Genomic DNA, 19,682 nt, shown 5'->3' on the forward strand with positions numbered 1-19,682 from the left:
CCCGGTCGATGAGCACCTGCACATCGTCGAGGATGTCGGTGTAGAACTGGCCGGTCAGATCGCGAAACGCCATGCGGCGCTGCGCCATCCAGTCGGTGTCCCGAAACGGGTTCATGCCATCGGCGAAGGCAAAGGACGGATCGGCCTGTTCGGTGGTAACGATACGGGTGGTCGTGCCATCGATGCCGTTCGAGCGCAGATGCACACCATTGCCGACGATGAGGATCAGGGCCGGCCTGTCCACGGGCCCGTTCCAGTTGGGCAGGAAGGTTTTACAAGCGCGCGCATGGGCGATCTGCGCCGCAACGGCTGAGGCAGAGAACTTGAGAATAGCCATGGGGATGTCTTTCGGTTCGGTGTGGGAAGATGGACCCGCGCGGGCATTGGGCCTCGCGCGGGTCGCGTGAGGACTCAGGCCGCTTGCGCGGCCTCGCTGGCAGGCTCCGGAGTTTCCACGGTGGGCTCCGCCTCATCACAGGCGACACCGGCGGTCTGCATCATGGGCGGACACCAGGCGGCCACGGCAGCGCGCTGTGCATCCGTCAGCGTGGCGAAGGGTTCGGCAAAGAGCTTGTCGCAGAAGGCGACGATCTCCTTCTTGCTCGATGAGGCCAGCGTCACCGCCTCCTGGACCAGACCCAGATCCTCGCCGAGGATCTTCAGGAGCCAGGCCTTCTTGAAGCGATTGAACAGCGCCGCGTTCGGCGTCCAATGGGCGCGGATGTCGGGCATGATCTCGATCTCGAAGTCATGCATCAGGCTGTCGCGCTGCCGATCCCGCGCGAAGCAGGACTGCGTGGTGCTGGCCGTGGCATAGGCCACGAGCTTGGCCTTCTCCCCTGTCTCCAGCGCGCGAAACGCCGCGAACTGATCAGCGGGCGCGCGGGCGTCATCTAGCCAGGACAGATCAAGCGCCTCATGCGCCGCCGCCACCTGCTCGAGCGAGGTCTCGTCGATCTCGTCCATCTTGGCATGGCTGCGGTATTCCTTGCGGGCATCGATCTTGATCGCCTGCGTGACGCTCATGCCGCTGGTCAGAACATCACTCACCAGTTTGAAGAGCGTCAGATCGAGCGTGGCCTCGGGATGCAGCGCCATCGCGGCGCCAAGGGCCATGGCCCGCTCGGTCTTGAGGTCCTCTGCCAGCGAGGCCGGATAGGTGATTTCGCCGGCGTCCGGGGACTCCTCTCCGGTCGTGTTGGCCGAGGAGCCGCGCGCGCCCTCCTTTTTGACGGTGTCCTCCGGGCGCACGAGGCCCACATGGAGCGTCACCTGCCCGTTCGACCAAGACGCAATCACGCCTGCACGGGCGAGATCCTCGGCGCTGTAGGCCTCCTGTAGATCGCGGGCTTCCTCTTCCAGAGCGTCCACCCGGTCGTAGAGCGCATTGTAAGCGTCGTCTTCGAGCCCCTCATCCTCCATCTCGAGCTGCAGTTTCTCAAGCTCGGCGGTGATCTCGTCGATGCGCTTCTGGGCAGCCTCATCCGGCTCGATCGGGCCGGGATAGACGCGGCCATAGTCGGCCATGGTCGCATAATCATAGCGCACCATCGCATCGGCCCAGGCAAAGCCCAGTTTTGCGCGGGCCACTTCGGCGGCGGCCCCAAGCTTCTCGAGCAGGATGGTTTCGACCAGCGCCGCATCCTCGAGCACGGAATGCTCTTCCAGAAGGTCAGCCGCAATGGCCCCGCCGCGCGCCTCATAGTCCTCACGCACGAATGCCCCGATATCGTCGCTGACCTGCACCCCACGCGACTTGAGCGCCTGCCGCACCGTGTAGGCCTGCAGGTAGCTGTCCTCCTTGGTGAGCGCCTCAAAGACTTCACGTTGCACCTCCTGGCTCGGATGCTCAGCAAAAGCCTTCATCGTATCGAGCGTGATCGTCTTGGCCCGGGCAGCCGCGCGGATGTCGGGGTGGATCAGGCCATAGCGCAACCGGCCTTTGACGGCGGCAACCGTGGTGCCGAATGTCTTGGCGATGGTATCGGGCGTCTGGCCGTCGACCTCCATCATCCGCGCGAAGGCCTCGAATTCGTCGATGGCGTTCATCGGGGCTTGTGTGATGTTCTCGGCAAGCGACAGCGCCGTCGTCACGTCACAGTCTTCCGGCACGAGGCGGCAGTCGATCTTCGTCTTCGCGGTGAACCCCTTGGCGGCCTTGTCCGCGACCAGCTCGTTCAGCGCGGCAAGGCGCCGGCCACCGGCCAACACGGCATATTTGCCGTCGATCTTCTGGACCAGGAGAGGCTGGAGCAGGCCCAGAACAGCGATGCTGGCTTTCAGATTCGCGATGTTCTCGGGGTCGTAGGTTTCCGGGGAGTTGCTGCGCACGTTGGCGGGGTGAGCTGTCAGATCGCCGATGGCGACGGAAGCGGGATTGAAACTTGCGGTCATGGGATATCCTTCTTGGTGAGTTAGATGCGGCCCGCGCCATCACGCGCGTGACCAATCCCCGCCTTCAGGGATCACCACGACAAAAGGCCCACTCTCCCTTTGAGGGAGCAGCGGGCCTTCATCGCTTGAGGTATCAGGTTTGGAGGTGCCCCCTGCCCTACCAGTCGCGCGCCAGCATGATGGTCAAAACGCGCATGGTGGTGGCAGGATTGTCCGGGGTCTCAGCCCCGTAGCGGAAATCCGAGTCTGCTTCATAGAGATCGATCTTCCAGAACACGGTCTCGCCCCGGATCTCGACCGCCCCGAAATCATGCCATCCTTCGGGATCGTTCTCGGGATCGAAGGTCTCGAACATGCCCGTGGCCTTCACCGCGTCGGCCATGAAGCCGTCGCCGGCCTCCATCAGCGATCGGGTGACATGCATGCGGCCCTGCATGGGCTGCGCGGGCGGCACCCCGAGGCAAGCGAGCTTGCGAAACGCATCGTTCTGCGCCGCGATCACACTCGGATTAGGGCGGTCTGTCTGGGGTTGTGCGGTGATGCTCATGGGGCAATCCTCTGTGAAGTTGAAACACCCAATCCAAAGCCTACTTTTCCTTTTCCGCACGGCGGATAAATCGAGGCCGAAGGCGCCCTACCCGAACAGCCCCTTGGGTCTGTAATTCGGGTTGGAGATGGTTTCGATCCAGCCGCCCTGTTCCTTGATGGTCTCGAGCGCTGCCGAGAGTGGATAGGCGCCCTCGGATGGGCTCCACCAATATGCTCCGCGTTTGAAGGTGATGATCTTGCGGCGGCCACCTTCAAAGCAGGCCACTCGCAGCGTCTTGGGTTCCTTGCGTGACATGGGCGTCTCCGTTCTCCCTGTGGTCAGGCGGCCTGATCGACCTCCCCTGCCCTGCCCGCCTCCGACCGAGCGATCAGGTAGTCGCAGGCGCGCTGCGCGTCAGCGGCGTGCTTGAAGATCGCGTTCTTGTCCGAGCGCAGAACGCGCAGCCAATTGTAGAGATACGCCGCGTTCAGCTCGAGCGTATGGGCCGTAAAGCCGAGCGTCTGGCCAAGGAACACCGAGGTCAGCTCGGCGACGATCTCTTCGCGGGCATAGGCCGTGTTGCCGAAGCGCGAGTGACCGTAGTCGCGGTTCAGCCGATGGCGCGCCTTGGTGGCATGGGCGAGCTCATGCGCCCAGACCCCGTAGAAGTTCCGCGGGTTTTCGAACCGCGAAATGGATGGCATGAACACCTTGTCTACAGGTGGCAAATAGTATGCTTCCGTCCCTGTGAAGACGGTCGTGATGTCGATGGCGTCGAAAAACGCCTGCATGTGCGGGATGGGCTCGGAGGGCGAATGCTCGGGCGCGGGCTCCGGGTCGGGATAGAAGCTATTAGGCAGGCCCTCGATTTGGCAGGCATTGAACACGCGGTAGGATTTCTGGAAGCGGAAGATGCGGGATGCCTCGTAGCGGTCATCGCTCTCCTCTTGGTCTTCCTGGCCGCCTGCGTCTTTCCGGCTTTGACCGTAATAGACGACGACGGAGGACTTCTCGCCTTTACGCACCTTTGCATCCAAAGCATTGGCCTGCGGAAGCGTCATCCAGAAGGGCGAGCTGTGGCCCGCCATCACGGTGCGCATTGTCAGCAGGAATTTGTTCACGCCCTGGTAAGGGTCGCCGCACACGCGCAGGGGGCGCGAGCTGCCGCCTGCCGTCCAGGGCTTGCGCCAAGGCAGGACGCCGCGCTCGATGATGCGGATTATTTCGTTGGTGATGACCTCGGAGGCATCGAATTTGGGCATGCGGGATCGGGCCATGGCTGGCCTCCTTTCGAGTGTTGATGAGAGGGTGTGGCGACTAGGTTGACCGACAGGGCCGTGGATCGTTGGTGATGCTCGCGCCGAGCTCTTCGACCATGTCGATGTAGCTGGTCAGCGAGACAGACCCGCCGGGACCCGAATGGTCAGGGTCGACCGATCCGTCCCGCGCCACCGGCGGCAGGTTGGCGAAGGCAATGACATCCGTGACGGGTCGGATATCGATGAAGGGCGTCCCTCGTGCGACCGCAAGAGAGGCCAAGGGAAAGCGCTCGATCGGCGCGAAGGTCGACACGGTGGTCCAACCGAGATGGAGGAATGTCCCACCCTCCCCGCAGATCACATGCGCGTTTGGCAATGACGCCGCCTGCTTCAGATAGCCGAGATCACGCAGGACGGTCTGGCGTTCGAGCCGCTGTGCCAGCGCCGTATGGCCAGTTCGGCGCAGCTCTCTGTGCCGCCACCAAGAGGCATTGGTCGCGCGCAGCACGCGCAAGACACCTGGTTGCATGTGAATGCCCTTCATCCGGAACGGCAGACCGGAACCCGGTCCGGACCCGTCCGAGGCACCCCAAAGGCCCTCATCCGTCAGTCACAAAACCCGAAGTCCACTTTCCCTTTTCACCAGCCAACTGGTCCGGGGTAACTGGTAACTGCCGAGGGTCCGACACCACCGCGGATCCCAGTGACTGCATGCTGTAAGTGCCGGTTCCGGTCCAAGATCGGCAAGCCATATATGCAACCCCGATCCGACTGCCGCAGTCTTTGGTATATTATCAATAACTTATCCGATTTTCTCGATCGGCAAAGAACGCTCCTACTGCAACTTCTCAGGCTCGAAAATCAGGATTTCCGACGTTCAAAGCAATGCAGCGTTACGGATTAGCATGGGAAACGAAGTCACATTACCTCCTGACAGCTTGAATTTCAGCAATATTGCCGCTATATACCGTCAGCATCACTGTAGGAGCATAGATCATGCACATCACGAACTTTGCTGAAGCCGGGCAATTCGAACCGCGCAAGATCGCCGCGGTGCTACGCACATCAGCAGAAGAGATCGCATTGACCGTCGGCTTGGGCAAAGACGCGTTGCAGAGGCGAACCCGCATCGGTTCGGACAAGACGCAGCGCCGCCTGCGCGAATTGGTAGAGGTGCTGAACAAAGTCGAGCCCCGCTTCGGCTCGGAACTGATGGCCTATGCATGGTACCGATCAGAGCCCCTGCCCGGCTTTGATGGCCAGACAGCCATGCAGCTGGTGCAGGAAGGCAAAGCTCAGCAAGTTCTGGAATACATCGATGCAGTCGATGCGGGCGTCTTTGCCTGATGCCGCTGAAAGATGGGCGCTATACAGGGCCACTCTATCGTGCCCTGAACCCGGTCTATGCGCGTGAACCTCTGTCCGGACGAGGCGCTGAACTCTATGGAGGGCGCTTCAACGCAAAGGGCACCCCTGCCCTCTACACCTCGCTGGATCCGGCAACCGCTCTTAGAGAAGCCAACCAGGTCGGCAGCCTGCAACCCACGATTCTGGTGTCCTACAAGGCCGACCTTGGGCCCATTTTCGATACCCGCGATCAGGACGGACTTGAACGGTATGGCGTGACAGCGGCGATGATTGCCGACCCTGCATGGCGCATGAAGATGCTCGATGGCCAACCTGTGCCGACACAGGACTTAGCAAGTGCTCTCATAGCAGATCGGTTCGCGGGGCTCCTGATCAAGAGTTTTGCGAAGGGCGCGTCGTCGTCGGACTTCAACATCGTCCTGTGGGCCTGGACTGACAATAAAGGTTCTTTGGAAGTTGTGGATGACGAAGAGAGGCTGTCACGTATGTGAGGTGATCGGCTGACATGTTCACGGGGTGCACTTTTGGCGTACCACGCCTGTGTCAAACCTCTTTAGGTCGCTGTCAGGGAATAGCTGGTGCTACGTCCACCAGCCTCATCTTTCGCCAGGGCGCCCAAGTCGATGAGATCGAGGATGTCGCGATATGCCGTATCTTGTGAGCACTTTTCGATTTTCGCGTATTTCGACGTTGTGAGTTTTCCGTCGAACCCATCCAAAAGGCGGTTGAGCATGTCCCGCTGCCGGTCGTTCATGTTTGCCGCTCCATATTTCTCCCAGAACCGCGCCTTCCTGAACACGGCCTCAAGGATGATTTCGGCCCCATCAAATGCGCGGTCAAGGCAAGCCAGAAACCAAACGAGCCACGCCGTGACATCAAGCCCCCCTTTTTGCGTCGACTCGAGCATGTCGTAATAATCGCTCCGCTCCTGTCGGATTTGCGTCGACATGCTGTAGAAGCGCTGCGCGCTGCCTTCGGATCGCGCCAAGGCCATGTCTGCGATCGCCCGCGCGATGCGGCCGTTGCCATCATCGAAGGGGTGGATGGTGACAAACCACAGATGGGCGATGGCGGCATGTATGACGGGATCCGTCTCGGAGGACTGATTAAACCAGGTCAGGAAGCGCGCCATTTCAAGGTCTAACCGTTCGGAGTCTGGCGCCTCAAAATGCACGCGTTCGCGACCATAAGGTCCTGATACAACCTCCATGGGACCGTCACGCCACCCCCCTACCCTGATCCGTGTCATTCCGCTTCGCCCGGTTGGAAAGAGAGCCGCATGCCAGCCGAACAGACGCTCCGCATCCAGTGGCTGGTCATACGCTTGGGTTGCGTCCAGCATCATCTCGACGACACCATCAACATGGCGATCAGACGGGATCAGTCCGCCAATTTCCAGACCTAACCGCTTTGCGATAGACGATCGAACCTGATCCTTGTCGAGCGTTTCCCCCTCGATCTCGCTGCTTTTCACGACATCACTGGTCAGTGTTCTGAGCATCGCCTCGTTGCGAAGATCAAAGCCAAGACCCTCCATGCGCCCCAAGAGCTTGCCTTGGCGGTGACGGACCGCAGCAAGTTGGGACGACAGCGTGGCCTTATCCCAGGTAAACTGGGGCCAATCAGGGAGTTCGTGAATGTAGGTCATATTTTACGCACTCTTTGCGGAGATTATACGGCACAATCTCCGCAAGACAATAACAAACACCGCAGACAGCGCGGAGAATAAGGGCGGCAATCTCCGCATGCTCGACTTGGAACTTCAGATGCGGGACACCTGCTACCCATCCCATTACGCCGCCTGTCCGCTCAACCGGCCATAGAAGCTACGCTCTAGATGCAGCTCCCCTGCCCCAGCCTTCTCGACCATACCCCGCAGATATCCACCCGGAGACGCCACTTCGCCGGCGCAATGTTTGTCAAACGTGAGAACGAGCGCTGCTGTCGCGACTTGGGCCCCGAGACGGTCCTGAGCGAGGTTCCAAGCGTGCTCTGAGATACCGATCATCGGCCTTAGCTGCCCGACAACCCGATGCAGATCGCCCCAATCCTTCAAATACCCGCCCATATTGCGGGCCCAGGACGCGAATTCAGGACAAGCCTGCATCACAGTCGGCAAATCAAGCGCTGCACCACGTTTCCTACGTGTTTCAACCACCCAGTCTTCCAGTTCCCTATCGACCTTCTCTTCCGGTGGGGCATTTGGCAACACGGCCGCCGCGTTCTCTTTTTCAGAGGACTTACAGATTACAGGATTAAGTTGATTTGTAGTTAGTATATGAGGTTCAGAAATGACCTCCCTGGGGTCCATTTCTAGAGTCTTTTCACTGACTTGTTCGGTGGATTCGGCGGTGTTTTCCACAACTTCCTCCGCTCGAACTGCCTTGAGATAGGTCGCCTCGACACGCTCCTGAAGTTCTCTGAACCAACCTAGGAGCCGCTCAAGCGCCTCAGAGGCCGTGTTCCGGCGTGGCAAGCGGTGCAGAAGATCCTCAAAGAGGCTTGAGAGTTGTGTCCAGGGGCCACTCAGAGCACCCCCCTGGGCCGCTTCGATCCTTGCGCGGATCATTCGGCGCGCAACTGTGATCTGGCGCTTCAGGCGCTGGCAGAGTTCACGTTCAGCCTGTAGTTGGGCATGGAGATGCTCAAACTCTTCGGCGCGAGCCGACAGCGGCGACAGATCAAATCCGTAAGCCTCGAGGATACGACCGTCAGCGTCCCGGTGGCCCCATCGCTTGCCATTTGGACTGTCCTTGAAGGCAATCACGCCGATCTCGGCCAGACGCCTGGCATGGCGCTTGAGCGCCGAGAGCGAGAAGCCTGTTTGCTCCATCAGATAAGAATTGGAAGCCCAGACGATCGGACGCTGTCCCTCCTCCCAGTCCTGGGCCTGTGTGAAGGCCCCAAGCGTGTCGAGTAGCAGCATGTCGCCAGCCTTTAGGCCTATATGCGCACCAACGCGTTTAACGGCGACAAAGGCCTGTGTCTTGGGCACGGCTGCTCTTTCACCAGCTTGTGCGTGCTGTTCAGCAACCGCCAGTCCGGCCGTCGCTTTGCGCCACCCCGAGGGTTGGTTTGTATTAGACAAACCTCCACCCTTCTGAGGCATGTCTGTCCCAGTCGCTCCATGCGGAGCATGATTGAATTTTGTCATCTCTTAGCTAGGCACAGAAAACCTGTTCGTCCGAAGACGTTTTTCGTTGTTTAGCGATTCGCGGGCTGCTAAGATTGTAGTGTCAAAACAAATCGCGCCTTGTGCGCAGCAGCCCTCGGGACTTCGGTTTCGAGGGTTTTTCTTTTGTGCCGTCCTCCTTTCTGCTCAGTGCCTCCGTCTTGGCAGTTAACAGTTGCTAACCGCCGCTATCCTTCGTGGTTCTCTGATTGGAACCGATCGAAGGAATCTTGAATGAGCTGGTCCAGATTCTGATCCAGCCAATTCGCGAATCTTGTGTTCTCCCCTACCCGCTTAACGGTTACAGAGAGTCCCGATTTTCCACTCTTGATCTGCACACCGGGAACGGGCGAGCGCTGTTCGACAGATCGCTCTTGCTTACCTCGCTTGCCGATTTCCTTGATGACGAGCTCCAACCGCTCGTCGGAATCAAGGTCACCAGACTGACCAAGCACATCCAATACACGCTCCTCGGAAAGTTGCTCCTTCTCGAACGCTGTTGCGAGGGTCGTCCATTTGGGGCGCCCTGCGCCTGGGGCCGCGCCGATGGCTTCACCGACCGCCACAGGCACAAGCCGATTGATGCGTTCAAGTTGCGAAAGAGTGTTTTTACTGATCGCCAAAGCTTGGCATGCTTCCACTCGGGAATATCCCTGCTCCAAGATCGCCTGTGCGAACCGAACACGTTCGTAGTAGCTCAGCTCCGCACGGCCGGCATTCTCGAGACCCTTCGCCATGAGAGCATCGGTGTCATCGAGCGTGCGTATCAAAGCCCGCACCGGCAAGCCCAGTTGGCGACACGCAACTATGCGTCGCTGGCCATAGATGACCTCAAAATGACCGTCACGATCCTTTGAGGGACGCAGGAGCACTGGGACTTGCTGTCCGGACTCAGCGATACTGGTGGCGAGGTCCTGGATGGATTCATTTGTCGCGTCACTGTTAACAGCTGTTAACTCGATATCCAGCCGATCTTTTGGACCCCAGGCGAGGATCAAACTAGTGTCGATTTCCTGAATGCCCCCGAGACCGGCGCGGACCGAACCGATAGTTCCCTTCGGCAAGGTCCGATGGGCCCTGTCGGACGCACCCTCCTTTGACGCCTCACTTGCGGCTGTGATCGCGGCCATGATACCAGTTTTATTCTTCCCCATTGCCATGACTACGGCCCCCATGCCTGTTGAAGCATCCCTGCGATCTCCGCACCTACAGCATCCATGCTGTTCTTCGCCCGATCGTAGGTCGACCGCGTCATCTCGGATCGTGCAACCTCGTAGATCGACATCTTGAGCATTGACGCGTCGCCAATGGCCGTACTGCGCAGTCCGGTCGCTCCTACGACACGATCCTGGAAGAGGGCCCGCATCAGGCTCACGATCTGCTGACTCGGAATATCGCTCGGATCGTCCCGCGTGATGAGAAAAGAGAAGAAGTCATGATCGAGATTGACGCCTGTGTCCTCGATCACCCCAAGATAGGCAGATGTCATCTCGACAAACTGCTGTGTAGAGGCAAGGTCGAGCATGCTTGGCGTCATCGGCACGATAACGGAGGTCGCGGCATAAAGACCGGTCAGAGTCAAAAAACCCAGAGCTGGCGGGCTGTCGATCACAACTACATCGTAGTCACTCTCGACGGACTGGATCGCTAGGCTGAGCTTCTCAAAGAACGCGACACCTCGCCCCGCATTGACCGCTGTTTCAGTCTCAAATTCGCTCAACACAAGGCGGGCAGGGGCCAAATGCAAGCCAGGGAAATAGGTTTCCACGACAGCTTCTGACATCGGCACTGGATCGTCATAACGCAGCGCGTCGTAGATTGACGCGCCTTCAAACTCCAGTTCAGTTTGAATCCCGCAAAAGCCCGTGAGGCTCCCTTGTGGGTCCAAGTCAATCGCCAGCACGCGGTAGCCACTCAAAGCAAGGTAGTGACACAAATGGATCGCAGAGGTGGACTTCGCAGATCCACCTTTGAAGTTCATCAGCTGAATGACCTGCAGCTTGTCACCTTCGCGACGCCCAGGAAGGTATTTTCCCGGCTTTCGAGAGCTTGCCTCGAGAAAATGGCGCGCTTGCAGGATCTCGTTCCCGGAATAAAAGCGCCGTCCATTCTTGATGACTTCCGGCTCAGGCAACGACCCATCGCTATGGCACTTGCGCAAGAATTGACCGGTCACGCCAAGTAGGTCAGCAGTCTCTGTTGCGCTGAATAGTCTCAGATTTTTCCGCTGATCGGGCGCGTAGGCCTGTTGAAGATGCGTCGTGAGCGCCGTGTGTAGACGCGCGGCCATCTGGCTTGTAAGCTCGGATTGGGACGCCGCTTCGATGGGTGCCGTCTGAAACATAGTTGCAATTTCTCTGCTCGAACGCGCTTATTTGCGCAACTTGACTCTAATGGCCGTGATTCACCCTGTTAAGTCAAGGATTTTATCCACAAATTGTGTTGTCGGGCCAAGGCGCTACTAGGGAAGCCACGCGCCCTCCCGAGTTAACAGCTGTTAACAGCACGCACAAACTTACGGTTCACGAGCCAATCTGGCGCAGTCTGGGTATCGCAAGCGCCTCGCTACTCAACAGCGACGGCTCATGCCGTAACAGCCAATGCACCGACAGTCGTGCGGCCAATCCACGACCGAATTGGATCGATATTCAAAACTACTTTGATACTTGGGTGCCGTGCCCAAACGATCAGACCAAACGCGCTGCATGAGTAAAGATGGTCAACGCCCTGTCGGCTGACGGATCCATGATCGCCAGCCGGGTAGGGGGCATCCTTGTTGCCTGCGTCGTGGGAACAGTATCCGAGACGAGGCACAGCGTTTCCGCGACGAATTCAACCACACCTCACCGACCCCGCGACACCCATCCGATGAGACCAAATTATTGAGGGACGAGGAGAAATGATCCGCGCCACTCAAGGTTTCAGAGAATGTACAGGGATTATGAGTTCAAACTCAAAGAAGCTGATGCGCTTACTAGATGGCTTCGGAGAACACTGCAAAGCAACCGCGGGCCACGTTCTTGGGTCTGCACAACCTATGGCTCCCGTCACCGAATGTAAGATGGCAAACTGCTCCCAGCTTTGCTGTTTAGAAGATGCGCCTGGAATATTCGATGGCAGATGCCTTCCGAAGATCCAGATCCAGGAACCGTCGTAGCAAATACTAGGGCAGGGATCTCTATCATCGTGACGGTCCTCGCTAAGTCGATTTTCAGCTAATGGAGACAATTGGAAACCTCTGGGAGCGCGCAGTAGCTCTATTCGACGCCACCTGAAGTTCATGCCCGACTGAAGCTTTGTGTCTGGCTCACTGATCGCCGCGTGCCAGCGTTGAGGAGCGGGGAATTGCACGACGGCTTGCGCGTGAAACATCGGTTGCGCGTCGTGAACCCATTCAAACACCCGCAAAGTGCCCTGCAACGCTGCAATCGTTCCATGGCGTGGAAGATAATCAAGATTGTTGTTGATGCGCGGACTTCAGCAACCCCAGCCTTTCAGCGCGCTCCAGCAACATTTTGACCGACGACTGCTGCCAGCTCGTGCGACCTCGAGGAGTGCGTTCGCGCATAGCTTCCAGCCGGTCGCAGATCGCTTGCAATGTGATTTCGGGGTCAGCACCTTTGATGGCCGCCACAATTGCAGGCAGGCGGTCGTCGGTTTCGCGGCGTCTGGCGCGGCCAAGCACTTCATCGGGCAGAAAGCCGTCGCGCACATATGCTTTCACTGCGCGGAGCAGGCGGCTTTGAGTCCAATGGCGATCTGAGGGCAGGGGGCCATTGATAATCCGCAGGACGTCTTCCCAAGCCATATCGGGGCGCAAGCGGCGCACATGGGGCACCCAATCCTGTGCAGTCTCGTTCAGGCGCTCCATGAAGCCGTCCTGTCGCGCCAGCCGGACCTTGCGCAGCGCGGCGGGATCTTTGGCGCGAAGTCCAGGGTTGCCGCCTACACGCCCTTTGGCGCGTGCCGACGCAAGCCCGGCCTTGGTGCGCTCACGGATCAGGGCACGTTCGAACTCGGCCGCTGCGCCCAGAACCTGCAACGTGAACTTGCCTTGCGGCGATGCAGTGTCGATGGGGTCCTGCAGGGAGCGGAAGAAGGCGCCCTTGGCTTCCAGTTTTTCGATTACCTCGAGCAAGTGCGACAGAGACCGTGCAAGACGGTCGATCCGAACGACAACCAGAGTGTCGCCCTTGCTAATGCGCTCTAGGACCCGCGCAAGCACCGGACGGGCGCGATTGCCGCCTGAGGCGTGCTCTTCGAAGATTTCGGCGCAACCCGCAGATTGGAGGGCCTCAGACTGGGGCAGGGGAGTCTGATCCTCTGTGGAGACGCGCGCATAGCCTAACAGGGGCATGAAACCGTCCCGTTTTCAATTTAAGATATCGCTACTAAACGACCGTTTATAAGCGAACGCAAGAAAGTGTTCTCTCGTTGAGCTGGCGTACAATGCCTTGGTTTCCTTGCACTGAGCGCGATCTTAGAGGTTCCGCCGACAGTCGCGTGTGCATACTATATAAAGAGCGCGGGCAACGGCCACAAAGACGCTTGGGTAATGTGCAAAAGCTGCGTACTTTGCACATATGAAGCAGCAAGCATCTACTTTCACTGATGATTTCGATGACCCCCTCATCACTATCGAGGGGGATGACGAGGCTCACGAAGACGATCTCTGGTTTTTGCACGAGCCGCTCGAAGAAGAACCGGATGATTTGCCTCCCGGGCCGCGGGCGGAACCGCCCAAAACTGCTGTCGTCAATGACTGGGCAAAGGCAGAAAGCGTTCACGCCGCGCGACTGGCACGCGTGGCTGGACGCTTGGGAGCTCTCGATGACCGGCTGCTGCGCGGCCCAGAAGGCTGGCTCGCTCTGATCGAGGCGGCGGACTTCAGCTGGTTCGCAAGGGGACCGCGTGATTCCTGATCGTCTGGCGCTCTGGGTATCAATGCGGCTCTCAGGGGCACAGGATGACCCAAATGCTTTGGCAAGAGTTGGATGGTCTGTTCGGCGCCTGACCGGTGGTCCGGGTCCGATGGCCGATCTGACGGCCTTCCTGGACCGCCGTGATCCCGAGAATATCGAGGACACTGTCGAGCGTTTCGAAGATCGCGCGGGCGGATGGCTGGACGTGATGACGGCGGCGGCCGATCTACACCCGATCACGCGGGCTTGCATGGGTTTTCATCTTTGGAGCCTGGCGGGCCTCGGCCAACACGGCGACCGGATCGAGGCCGCCGTCACCGCGGCTAGGATCGCGGCCAGCGAGGGAAGCGGTGCCATCTTCGCACCTCTGGCCATTCGATCTTAGTCAAACCCGATGCATACTGCGGCTGCGAAGCTTGGGTCATTCCTTCGGGAAAAGCTGCCGTTCGCTGCACGTGCGCGTCGATTCTGCTGGGGTTTGAGAACCCGACATTCATCTGATGCAGACTCCAAAGTTAAAGCTGCGCCGCCGCGAGACTAAGGGGAAATAGAGGGGCGCACGGAATGCATCGGTTTGACGTCTGAAAGAGATCCCAACATGATTTGCGAATTTCGCCTTACCTTGCTGAATTGGCGGCATTGTCCAGGGATTGCCGTAAAATTTTTGTGACGGATCGGGCGCGTCATGGGTTTATTGAATCAGGATGCGTCGTCATCTGCCTCAGGACCCGGCTTGCCCAAGCATTCATGGAAGATTCGAGCCTTGCAGGTGCGGCAGATGGCGTCGTCGGCCTTGTCGACCGCGTGTCGGATCGCGTCCGACTTCGTGAAATGGATATGATCCTCGCTGTCGCGTAGCCCAATTTGTGCAACAGAGCCCATCTCCGCGCAAAGCAGCGTCTACACGACATTTCAACCATCGGAACTCATCAACTTGCAACAACCACTTTTGTTCTCCAGGTGTCACATGATGCGGCTAAGTCAGAAGGTAGCGATCGATCGGTGAAAAACGTGTCTATGTCGGCAAGTGATGCAATGCGGGCTGGGGCGCTGCGGCTGAGCTTTGTCTGATCTGCCACGAGGAATGTCTTGCGAGACTGGCGTAGGATTGCCCGGCTCACGTTAACCTCCTGAATATCGAAATCCAGAAGATCGCCTTCGCGGTCCAGAGCGGAGCAACCAATAACGGCCAAGTCGAACTTGAACTGCTGAATGGTCTCGGTGGCCAGGTTGCCGACCAACCCTCCATCGGCACGCCGCAGTTGCCCGCCGGTTACGATGATTTCACAATCGCCGTTTCCTGCCAGTATATTGGCCACGTTCATGTTGTTGGTCACCACCATCAGATTTTTGTGATGCATCAATTCTCGAGCGACAGCCTCGGTCGAGGTTCCAATGTTTAGAAAAAGCGAAATGCCGTTGGGTATCTCCTTGGCGCAGGCGCGGGCCATCGCGCTTTTGGCCTCAGATTTGAGAGAGCGGCGTTCCTCGTACCCAATATTCGCCGTTCCCGAGGGAAGCACCGCTCCGCCATGCACACGTTCCAGACGCCCCACCTCTGCAAGATCGGTCAGGTCGCGCCGAATGGTCTGCAGGGTCACGTCGAAATGCCGGGCAAGCCCTTCGACCGTCACTTTTCCTTCGCGGCGCGCGATTTCGAGAATTTCGGGATGTCGGAATGTTTGTGACATGATCGTCCTTTCACCAGGGTGCTCTCGCTGCCGAAGCTGCACCACGCTAGGACAGAAAATCACGAAAATCGAACGAAAGGGCAATCAAAAATCTTCCAATCGCAAAGAAACGCCCCATGATACGCCGCGATTACCTTGGGTAAGCCCTTGATTTTCCAAAAAACAGCGCGAAAACGAACAGAACCGAAAAAAATGGTTGCCAAATTCTCGCGAACGAGTAACAAAGGTGACACAAACGCGCTTGGAGGAGAATCGCGTGAGGCACCTAGCAGACTCAGAAATCACGGACATTTTCATCATCGGTGGTGGCATCAACGGATGCGGTATTGCCCGGGATGCGGCAGGCCGTGGGCTGTCGGTGGCGCTGGCCGAGATGAATGACCTCGCTTCGGCGACATCTTCGGCTTCCACGAAGCTGTTCCATGGTGGGTTGCGCTACCTTGAATATTTCGAGTTTCGCTTGGTTCGAGAGGCCTTGATTGAGCGCGAAACTCTTTTGAAGGCGATGCCTCATATCAGCTGGCCGATGCGTTTTGTTCTGCCTTATCATAAAGATATGAGGTTTGAGTCGGACACGCCGACGTCAAAATTGCTTGGCCTGTTCATGCCGTGGATGAAAGGGCGCAGGCCTGCCTGGCTGATCCGCTTGGGGCTGTTCATGTATGACCACCTGGGCGGGCGCAAGATTCTGCCGGGGACGGCAACGCTTGATCTGAGAGGCGCGAAGGAAAGCGAGCCGCTGCAGGACCGCTTTGCCAAAGCGTATGAATATTCCGACTGCTGGGTCGAGGATTCGCGGCTTGTGGTACTCAATGCCCGCGACGCCGAGGCGCGTGGCGCGCATATCATGACCCGAACCCAGGTCGTCAGCGCGACCAGCGAAAACGGGATTTGGCGCATCGAAACGCGCTATACCGAAAACAACGAGAGGCAAACCTTTTATGCGCGGATGCTGGTGAACGCCGGCGGTCCGTGGGTGGGCGACATCATCCAGTCCAAGGTCCGGCTGAATTCGCGTGAAGGTGTGAGGCTGGTGCGCGGCAGTCACATCGTGACTCGCAAGCTTTACGATCACGACAAATGCTACTTTTTTCAGGGCACTGACGGGCGGATCATCTTTGCCATCCCCTATGAGACCGATTTCACCCTGATTGGCACGACCGACGCTGAACATTCCGACCCATCGGTCAAACCGGAATGCACGCCCGGGGAGCAAGACTATCTGCTGGGCTTTGCCAACCAGTATTTCAAGCAGGAACTGAGCCGCGAGGATGTGGTCTGGACCTATTCCGGCGTCCGTCCGCTCTATGATGACGGGGCCAGCAGTGCCACAGCAGCCACCCGGGACTACACGCTCAAGGTCGATACCAGCGCAGGTGCGCCGGTGCTGAACATCTTCGGCGGCAAGATCACCACCTATCGCCGTCTCGCCGAAAGCGCGATGGAGAAGATCGGCGGTCACCTGACGCTCCCCAAGGACAAATGGACCGCGGGCGTGCCGCTGCCCGGCGGGGATTTCCCGGTCGATGGCGTGGATCGCCTGGTGGCGGATCTGCACAAACGCTACCCGTTCCTCAGCGATTTCTGGGCGCGGCGTTTGGTGCGCGCCTATGGGACCGAGGCGGCGGGAGTTCTTGGAAATGCGGAGCAAGCTGCTGATTTGGGGGAAGATTTCGGCGCCACCCTGACCGAATCCGAAATCAACTGGCTCATGAAACATGAATATGCGCGCACGGCAGAAGACGTGATCTGGCGTCGCAACAAGCTGGGGCTGCGGCTGACAAAAGAACAGACCCAGAAACTTGATGACTGGATGGCGCGACGTCGCCAATCCAAACCCGCGGCGGCGGAATAAGGAGGAGAACCTGATGACGCTGGAACTGAAAGGCGTATCAAAGATCGTCGAGGGGCAGACCCATATCTACGCGACGGATCTGACGCTGGAAAAAGGTACAATGAACGTGTTGCTTGGACCGACCCTGTCGGGCAAGACATCGCTGATGCGACTGATGGCCGGGCTTGACGTGCCCGCCACTGGCAAGGTCTTCTGGAACGGTGACGATGTTACCGGTCAGCGGGTTCAGGACCGCAAGGTAGCAATGGTCTATCAGCAGTTCATCAACTACCCGTCGATGACCGTCTATGAGAACATCGCCTCGCCGATGAAGCTGATGGGCGTGAACAAGGCCGAGGTCGACGCCCGCGTGCGTGAAACCGCCGAATTGATGAAGCTGACCCCGATGCTGGAGCGCAGGCCGCTGGAATTGTCGGGCGGTCAGCAGCAGCGCTGTGCACTGGCGCGCGCGCTGGTCAAGAATGCCGGTCTGGTGTTGCTCGACGAGCCGCTTGCGAACCTCGATTACAAGCTGCGCGAAGAGCTGCGGGTCGAGATTCCCAAAATTTTCGAAGCGTCCGGCTCAATCTTTGTCTACGCCACCACGGAACCCGAGGAAGCGCTTCTGCTGGGCGGCAATGTCGCCACCCTGTCCGAGGGCCGCATCACCCAGTTCGGCCCGACCCCGTCGGTCTATCGCCAGCCGGTGGATGCCACGACGGCGCGGGTGTTCTCAGACCCGCCGATGAACTTCCTGCCGATTTCCAAGACCGGCGACCGCATCATGTTCGGCGATGGTCAGAGCACCGCGGCAACCGGCAAGCTCGCCGAATTGGCCGATGGCCGCTACACTGCAGGGTTCCGCCCGAACCATCTTGAGATCAGCCAGCATTCGGCGAACGCGATGCAATTCGCCACGAAACTGTCGGTGACCGAGCTGACCGGGTCGGAGACCTTTGTTCACCTGGACCATTTCGGCGAACGCTGGGTCGGGCTGATCCATGGGGTTCATGAGCTGGATCTGGGCGCGCGGCTCGATGTCTGGCTGGACCCCCGCCATGTCTACATTTTTGGCGAAGACGGCAAGCTGGTGGCACCTGCCGCCTATGCGCTTGCGGCCTGAGGGAGGACACCATGGCCAAGATCACACTTGATAACCTCGCGCATTCCTACCTGCCCAATCCCGGCAGCGAAGACGACTTTGCGCTGAAGGAACTGAACCACGACTGGGACGATGGCGCGGCTTATGCGCTGCTGGGCTCGTCGGGCTGTGGCAAGTCCACGCTGCTCAACATCATCTCGGGGCTTCTGCACCCGAGCCAGGGCCGCATCCTGTTTGATGGCAAGGACGTAACGCACGCCCCCACCGCAGAACGCAATATTGCCCAGGTGTTCCAGTTCCCGGTCGTCTACGACACCATGACGGTGCATGACAATCTGGCGTTCCCGCTGCGCAACCGTGGCCGGGACGAGAGCTATGTCGCGGAGCGCGTTCAGGAAATCGCCCGTATGATCGGCATGGAGGAGATGCTGCGCAAAAAGGCGCGTGGTCTCACCGCCGATGCCAAGCAAAAGATTTCGCTGGGCCGTGGCATGGTGCGCAAGGACGTGAACGCGCTGTTGTTTGACGAGCCGCTGACCGTGATCGACCCGCATATGAAATGGGAACTGCGCACACAGCTCAAGCAGCTGCACCATGATTTCGGGCATACTATGATCTACGTCACCCATGACCAGACCGAGGCGCTGACCTTTGCCGATAAGGTTGTGGTCATGTATGACGGCCGCGTTGTGCAGATCGGCACGCCCGAAGAGCTTTTCGAGCGTCCCGAGCATACATTCGTGGGTTATTTCATCGGCTCGCCGGGCATGAACGTGATCCCGGCGCGGATCGACGGCAACAAGGCCTATGTGAACGGCTCCTATGTCGAGCTTGCGCAGGGCTACAAGCCGCTGGATGGCAAGGTCGAGATCGGCGTCCGCCCGGAATTCGCCAAGCTGAGCCAGACCGAGGGCCTGCCCGTCAAGGTGCGCCGCGTCGAGGATGTGGGCCGCCACAAGATCATCCGCGCAGAGTTTTTCGGGAGCGATATCAACATCATCGCGGGCGAAGACGACCATATCAGCGCCGATATGAACCGTGTCACATTCGATCCTACCCGCGTCAATGTCTATGCCAATGACTGGCGCGTAAACGGGGAGGCCGCGTGATGGATGGCCGTCCGATCCTGACACCGCAACAGATCATGGAACGCCAAATCCAAATGGTTGACCGTTTCCTCGATCAGGCATCCGCACAAATCGCGCGCCCCGTGGCGCACTCGTCCGGGGAGGGGGCGAAGTAATGGAAAAGACAGTCAATCAAAAGGCATGGTTTCTCGTCCTGCCTGTGCTGCTTCTGGTGGCCTTTTCGGCGGTGATCCCGCTGATGACCGTGGTCAACTATTCCGTTCAGGACACGTTCGGGAATAACCAGTTCTTCTGGGCCGGGCTTGGATGGTTCGAAGAAATGC

At 58.8% G+C, this 19,682-nt stretch carries 16 protein-coding genes and 3 pseudogenes; 7 read left to right on the plus strand and 12 right to left on the minus strand.

Features of this window, described 5'->3' with window-relative positions; translation table 11 throughout:
* The 6 genes and pseudogenes from ACN0SW_RS18920 to ACN0SW_RS18945 all read right to left on the minus strand — a co-directional run.
* Positions 1-337 (minus strand): annotated as a pseudogene (locus ACN0SW_RS18920) (regulator); the annotation flags it as partial.
* 74 nt (positions 338-411) lie between these two features.
* Positions 412-2,394: a ParB N-terminal domain-containing protein gene (locus ACN0SW_RS18925; RefSeq protein WP_417729475.1), complete on the minus strand. Its 1,983-nt coding sequence runs from the start codon at positions 2,392-2,394 to the stop codon at positions 412-414.
* A gap of 157 nt (positions 2,395-2,551) precedes the next feature.
* A complete protein-coding gene (locus ACN0SW_RS18930; RefSeq protein WP_417729476.1) occupies positions 2,552-2,941 on the minus strand; it encodes a DUF3768 domain-containing protein in 390 nt (129 codons plus the stop codon).
* A gap of 87 nt (positions 2,942-3,028) precedes the next feature.
* Complete coding sequence (locus ACN0SW_RS18935; RefSeq protein ID WP_417729477.1) at positions 3,029-3,238, minus strand: DUF6330 family protein; 210 nt, start codon at positions 3,236-3,238, stop codon at positions 3,029-3,031.
* A gap of 23 nt (positions 3,239-3,261) precedes the next feature.
* Entirely contained in the window at positions 3,262-4,200 is a 939-nt protein-coding gene (locus ACN0SW_RS18940) for an ArdC family protein (RefSeq protein ID WP_417729478.1), read from the minus strand.
* A gap of 40 nt (positions 4,201-4,240) precedes the next feature.
* Complete coding sequence (locus ACN0SW_RS18945) at positions 4,241-4,711, minus strand: hypothetical protein (RefSeq protein WP_417729479.1); 471 nt, start codon at positions 4,709-4,711, stop codon at positions 4,241-4,243.
* 467 nt (positions 4,712-5,178) lie between these two features.
* On the opposite strand from ACN0SW_RS18945, the gene ACN0SW_RS18950 reads away from it, so the two are divergent.
* Positions 5,179-5,529, plus strand: a complete 351-nt coding sequence (locus ACN0SW_RS18950; RefSeq protein ID WP_417729480.1) for an MbcA/ParS/Xre antitoxin family protein — start codon at positions 5,179-5,181, stop codon at positions 5,527-5,529.
* On the plus strand, positions 5,529-6,041 hold the full coding sequence (locus tag ACN0SW_RS18955; protein ID WP_417729481.1) for an RES family NAD+ phosphorylase: 513 nt from the start codon (positions 5,529-5,531) through the stop codon (positions 6,039-6,041). The genes ACN0SW_RS18950 and ACN0SW_RS18955 overlap by 1 nt, the downstream gene beginning before the upstream one ends.
* A 62-nt stretch (positions 6,042-6,103) precedes the next feature.
* Here the strand turns inward: ACN0SW_RS18955 and ACN0SW_RS18960 are convergent, their stop codons facing one another.
* From ACN0SW_RS18960 to ACN0SW_RS18980, 5 genes are all read right to left on the minus strand, one after another.
* Positions 6,104-7,198, minus strand: coding sequence for a Fic family protein (locus tag ACN0SW_RS18960; protein ID WP_417729482.1), 1,095 nt, complete (start codon positions 7,196-7,198; stop codon positions 6,104-6,106).
* Positions 7,199-7,342: 144 nt separating this feature from the next.
* Positions 7,343-8,659, minus strand: coding sequence for a plasmid replication protein RepC (repC, locus tag ACN0SW_RS18965; RefSeq protein WP_417729483.1), 1,317 nt, complete (start codon positions 8,657-8,659; stop codon positions 7,343-7,345).
* A 251-nt stretch (positions 8,660-8,910) separates the two neighbouring features.
* On the minus strand, positions 8,911-9,882 hold the full coding sequence (repB, locus tag ACN0SW_RS18970) for a plasmid partitioning protein RepB (protein WP_417729484.1): 972 nt from the start codon (positions 9,880-9,882) through the stop codon (positions 8,911-8,913).
* Between the two features lie 2 nt (positions 9,883-9,884).
* Complete coding sequence (gene repA, locus ACN0SW_RS18975) at positions 9,885-11,066, minus strand: plasmid partitioning protein RepA (RefSeq protein WP_417729485.1); 1,182 nt, start codon at positions 11,064-11,066, stop codon at positions 9,885-9,887.
* Positions 11,067-12,173: 1,107 nt separating this feature from the next.
* Positions 12,174-13,079 (minus strand): recombinase family protein, encoded by a 906-nt coding sequence (locus ACN0SW_RS18980; protein WP_417729486.1) that lies wholly within the window; start codon positions 13,077-13,079, stop codon positions 12,174-12,176.
* A gap of 226 nt (positions 13,080-13,305) precedes the next feature.
* On the opposite strand from ACN0SW_RS18980, the pseudogene ACN0SW_RS18985 reads away from it, so the two are divergent.
* Positions 13,306-14,020 (plus strand): annotated as a pseudogene (locus tag ACN0SW_RS18985) (hypothetical protein); the annotation flags it as partial.
* A gap of 553 nt (positions 14,021-14,573) precedes the next feature.
* Here ACN0SW_RS18985 and ACN0SW_RS18990 read toward each other — a convergent pair.
* On the minus strand, positions 14,574-15,335 hold the full coding sequence (locus ACN0SW_RS18990; protein WP_417729489.1) for a DeoR/GlpR family DNA-binding transcription regulator: 762 nt from the start codon (positions 15,333-15,335) through the stop codon (positions 14,574-14,576).
* Positions 15,336-15,591: 256 nt separating this feature from the next.
* Here ACN0SW_RS18990 and glpD point away from each other — a divergent pair, with 256 nt between their 5' ends.
* The 4 genes and pseudogenes from glpD to ACN0SW_RS19010 all read left to right on the plus strand — a co-directional run.
* Positions 15,592-17,190 carry a glycerol-3-phosphate dehydrogenase gene (gene glpD / locus ACN0SW_RS18995; RefSeq protein WP_417729487.1) on the plus strand — a complete coding sequence of 533 codons (1,599 nt, stop codon included), beginning with the start codon at positions 15,592-15,594 and terminating at the stop codon, positions 17,188-17,190.
* Between the two features lie 13 nt (positions 17,191-17,203).
* Positions 17,204-18,292 carry an ABC transporter ATP-binding protein gene (locus ACN0SW_RS19000; protein WP_417729488.1) on the plus strand — a complete coding sequence of 363 codons (1,089 nt, stop codon included), beginning with the start codon at positions 17,204-17,206 and terminating at the stop codon, positions 18,290-18,292.
* An 11-nt stretch (positions 18,293-18,303) separates the two neighbouring features.
* The gene (locus ACN0SW_RS19005) at positions 18,304-19,380 is read left to right on the plus strand and encodes an ABC transporter ATP-binding protein (protein ID WP_271421595.1); all 1,077 of its coding nucleotides are present in this window, start codon (positions 18,304-18,306) and stop codon (positions 19,378-19,380) included.
* Positions 19,381-19,513: 133 nt separating this feature from the next.
* Positions 19,514-19,682, plus strand: a pseudogene (locus ACN0SW_RS19010) (sugar ABC transporter permease); the annotation flags it as partial.

Origin of the sequence: Roseovarius sp. (genome assembly GCF_048262375.1) — a bacterium.
Lineage (GTDB): Bacteria > Pseudomonadota > Alphaproteobacteria > Rhodobacterales > Rhodobacteraceae > Roseovarius.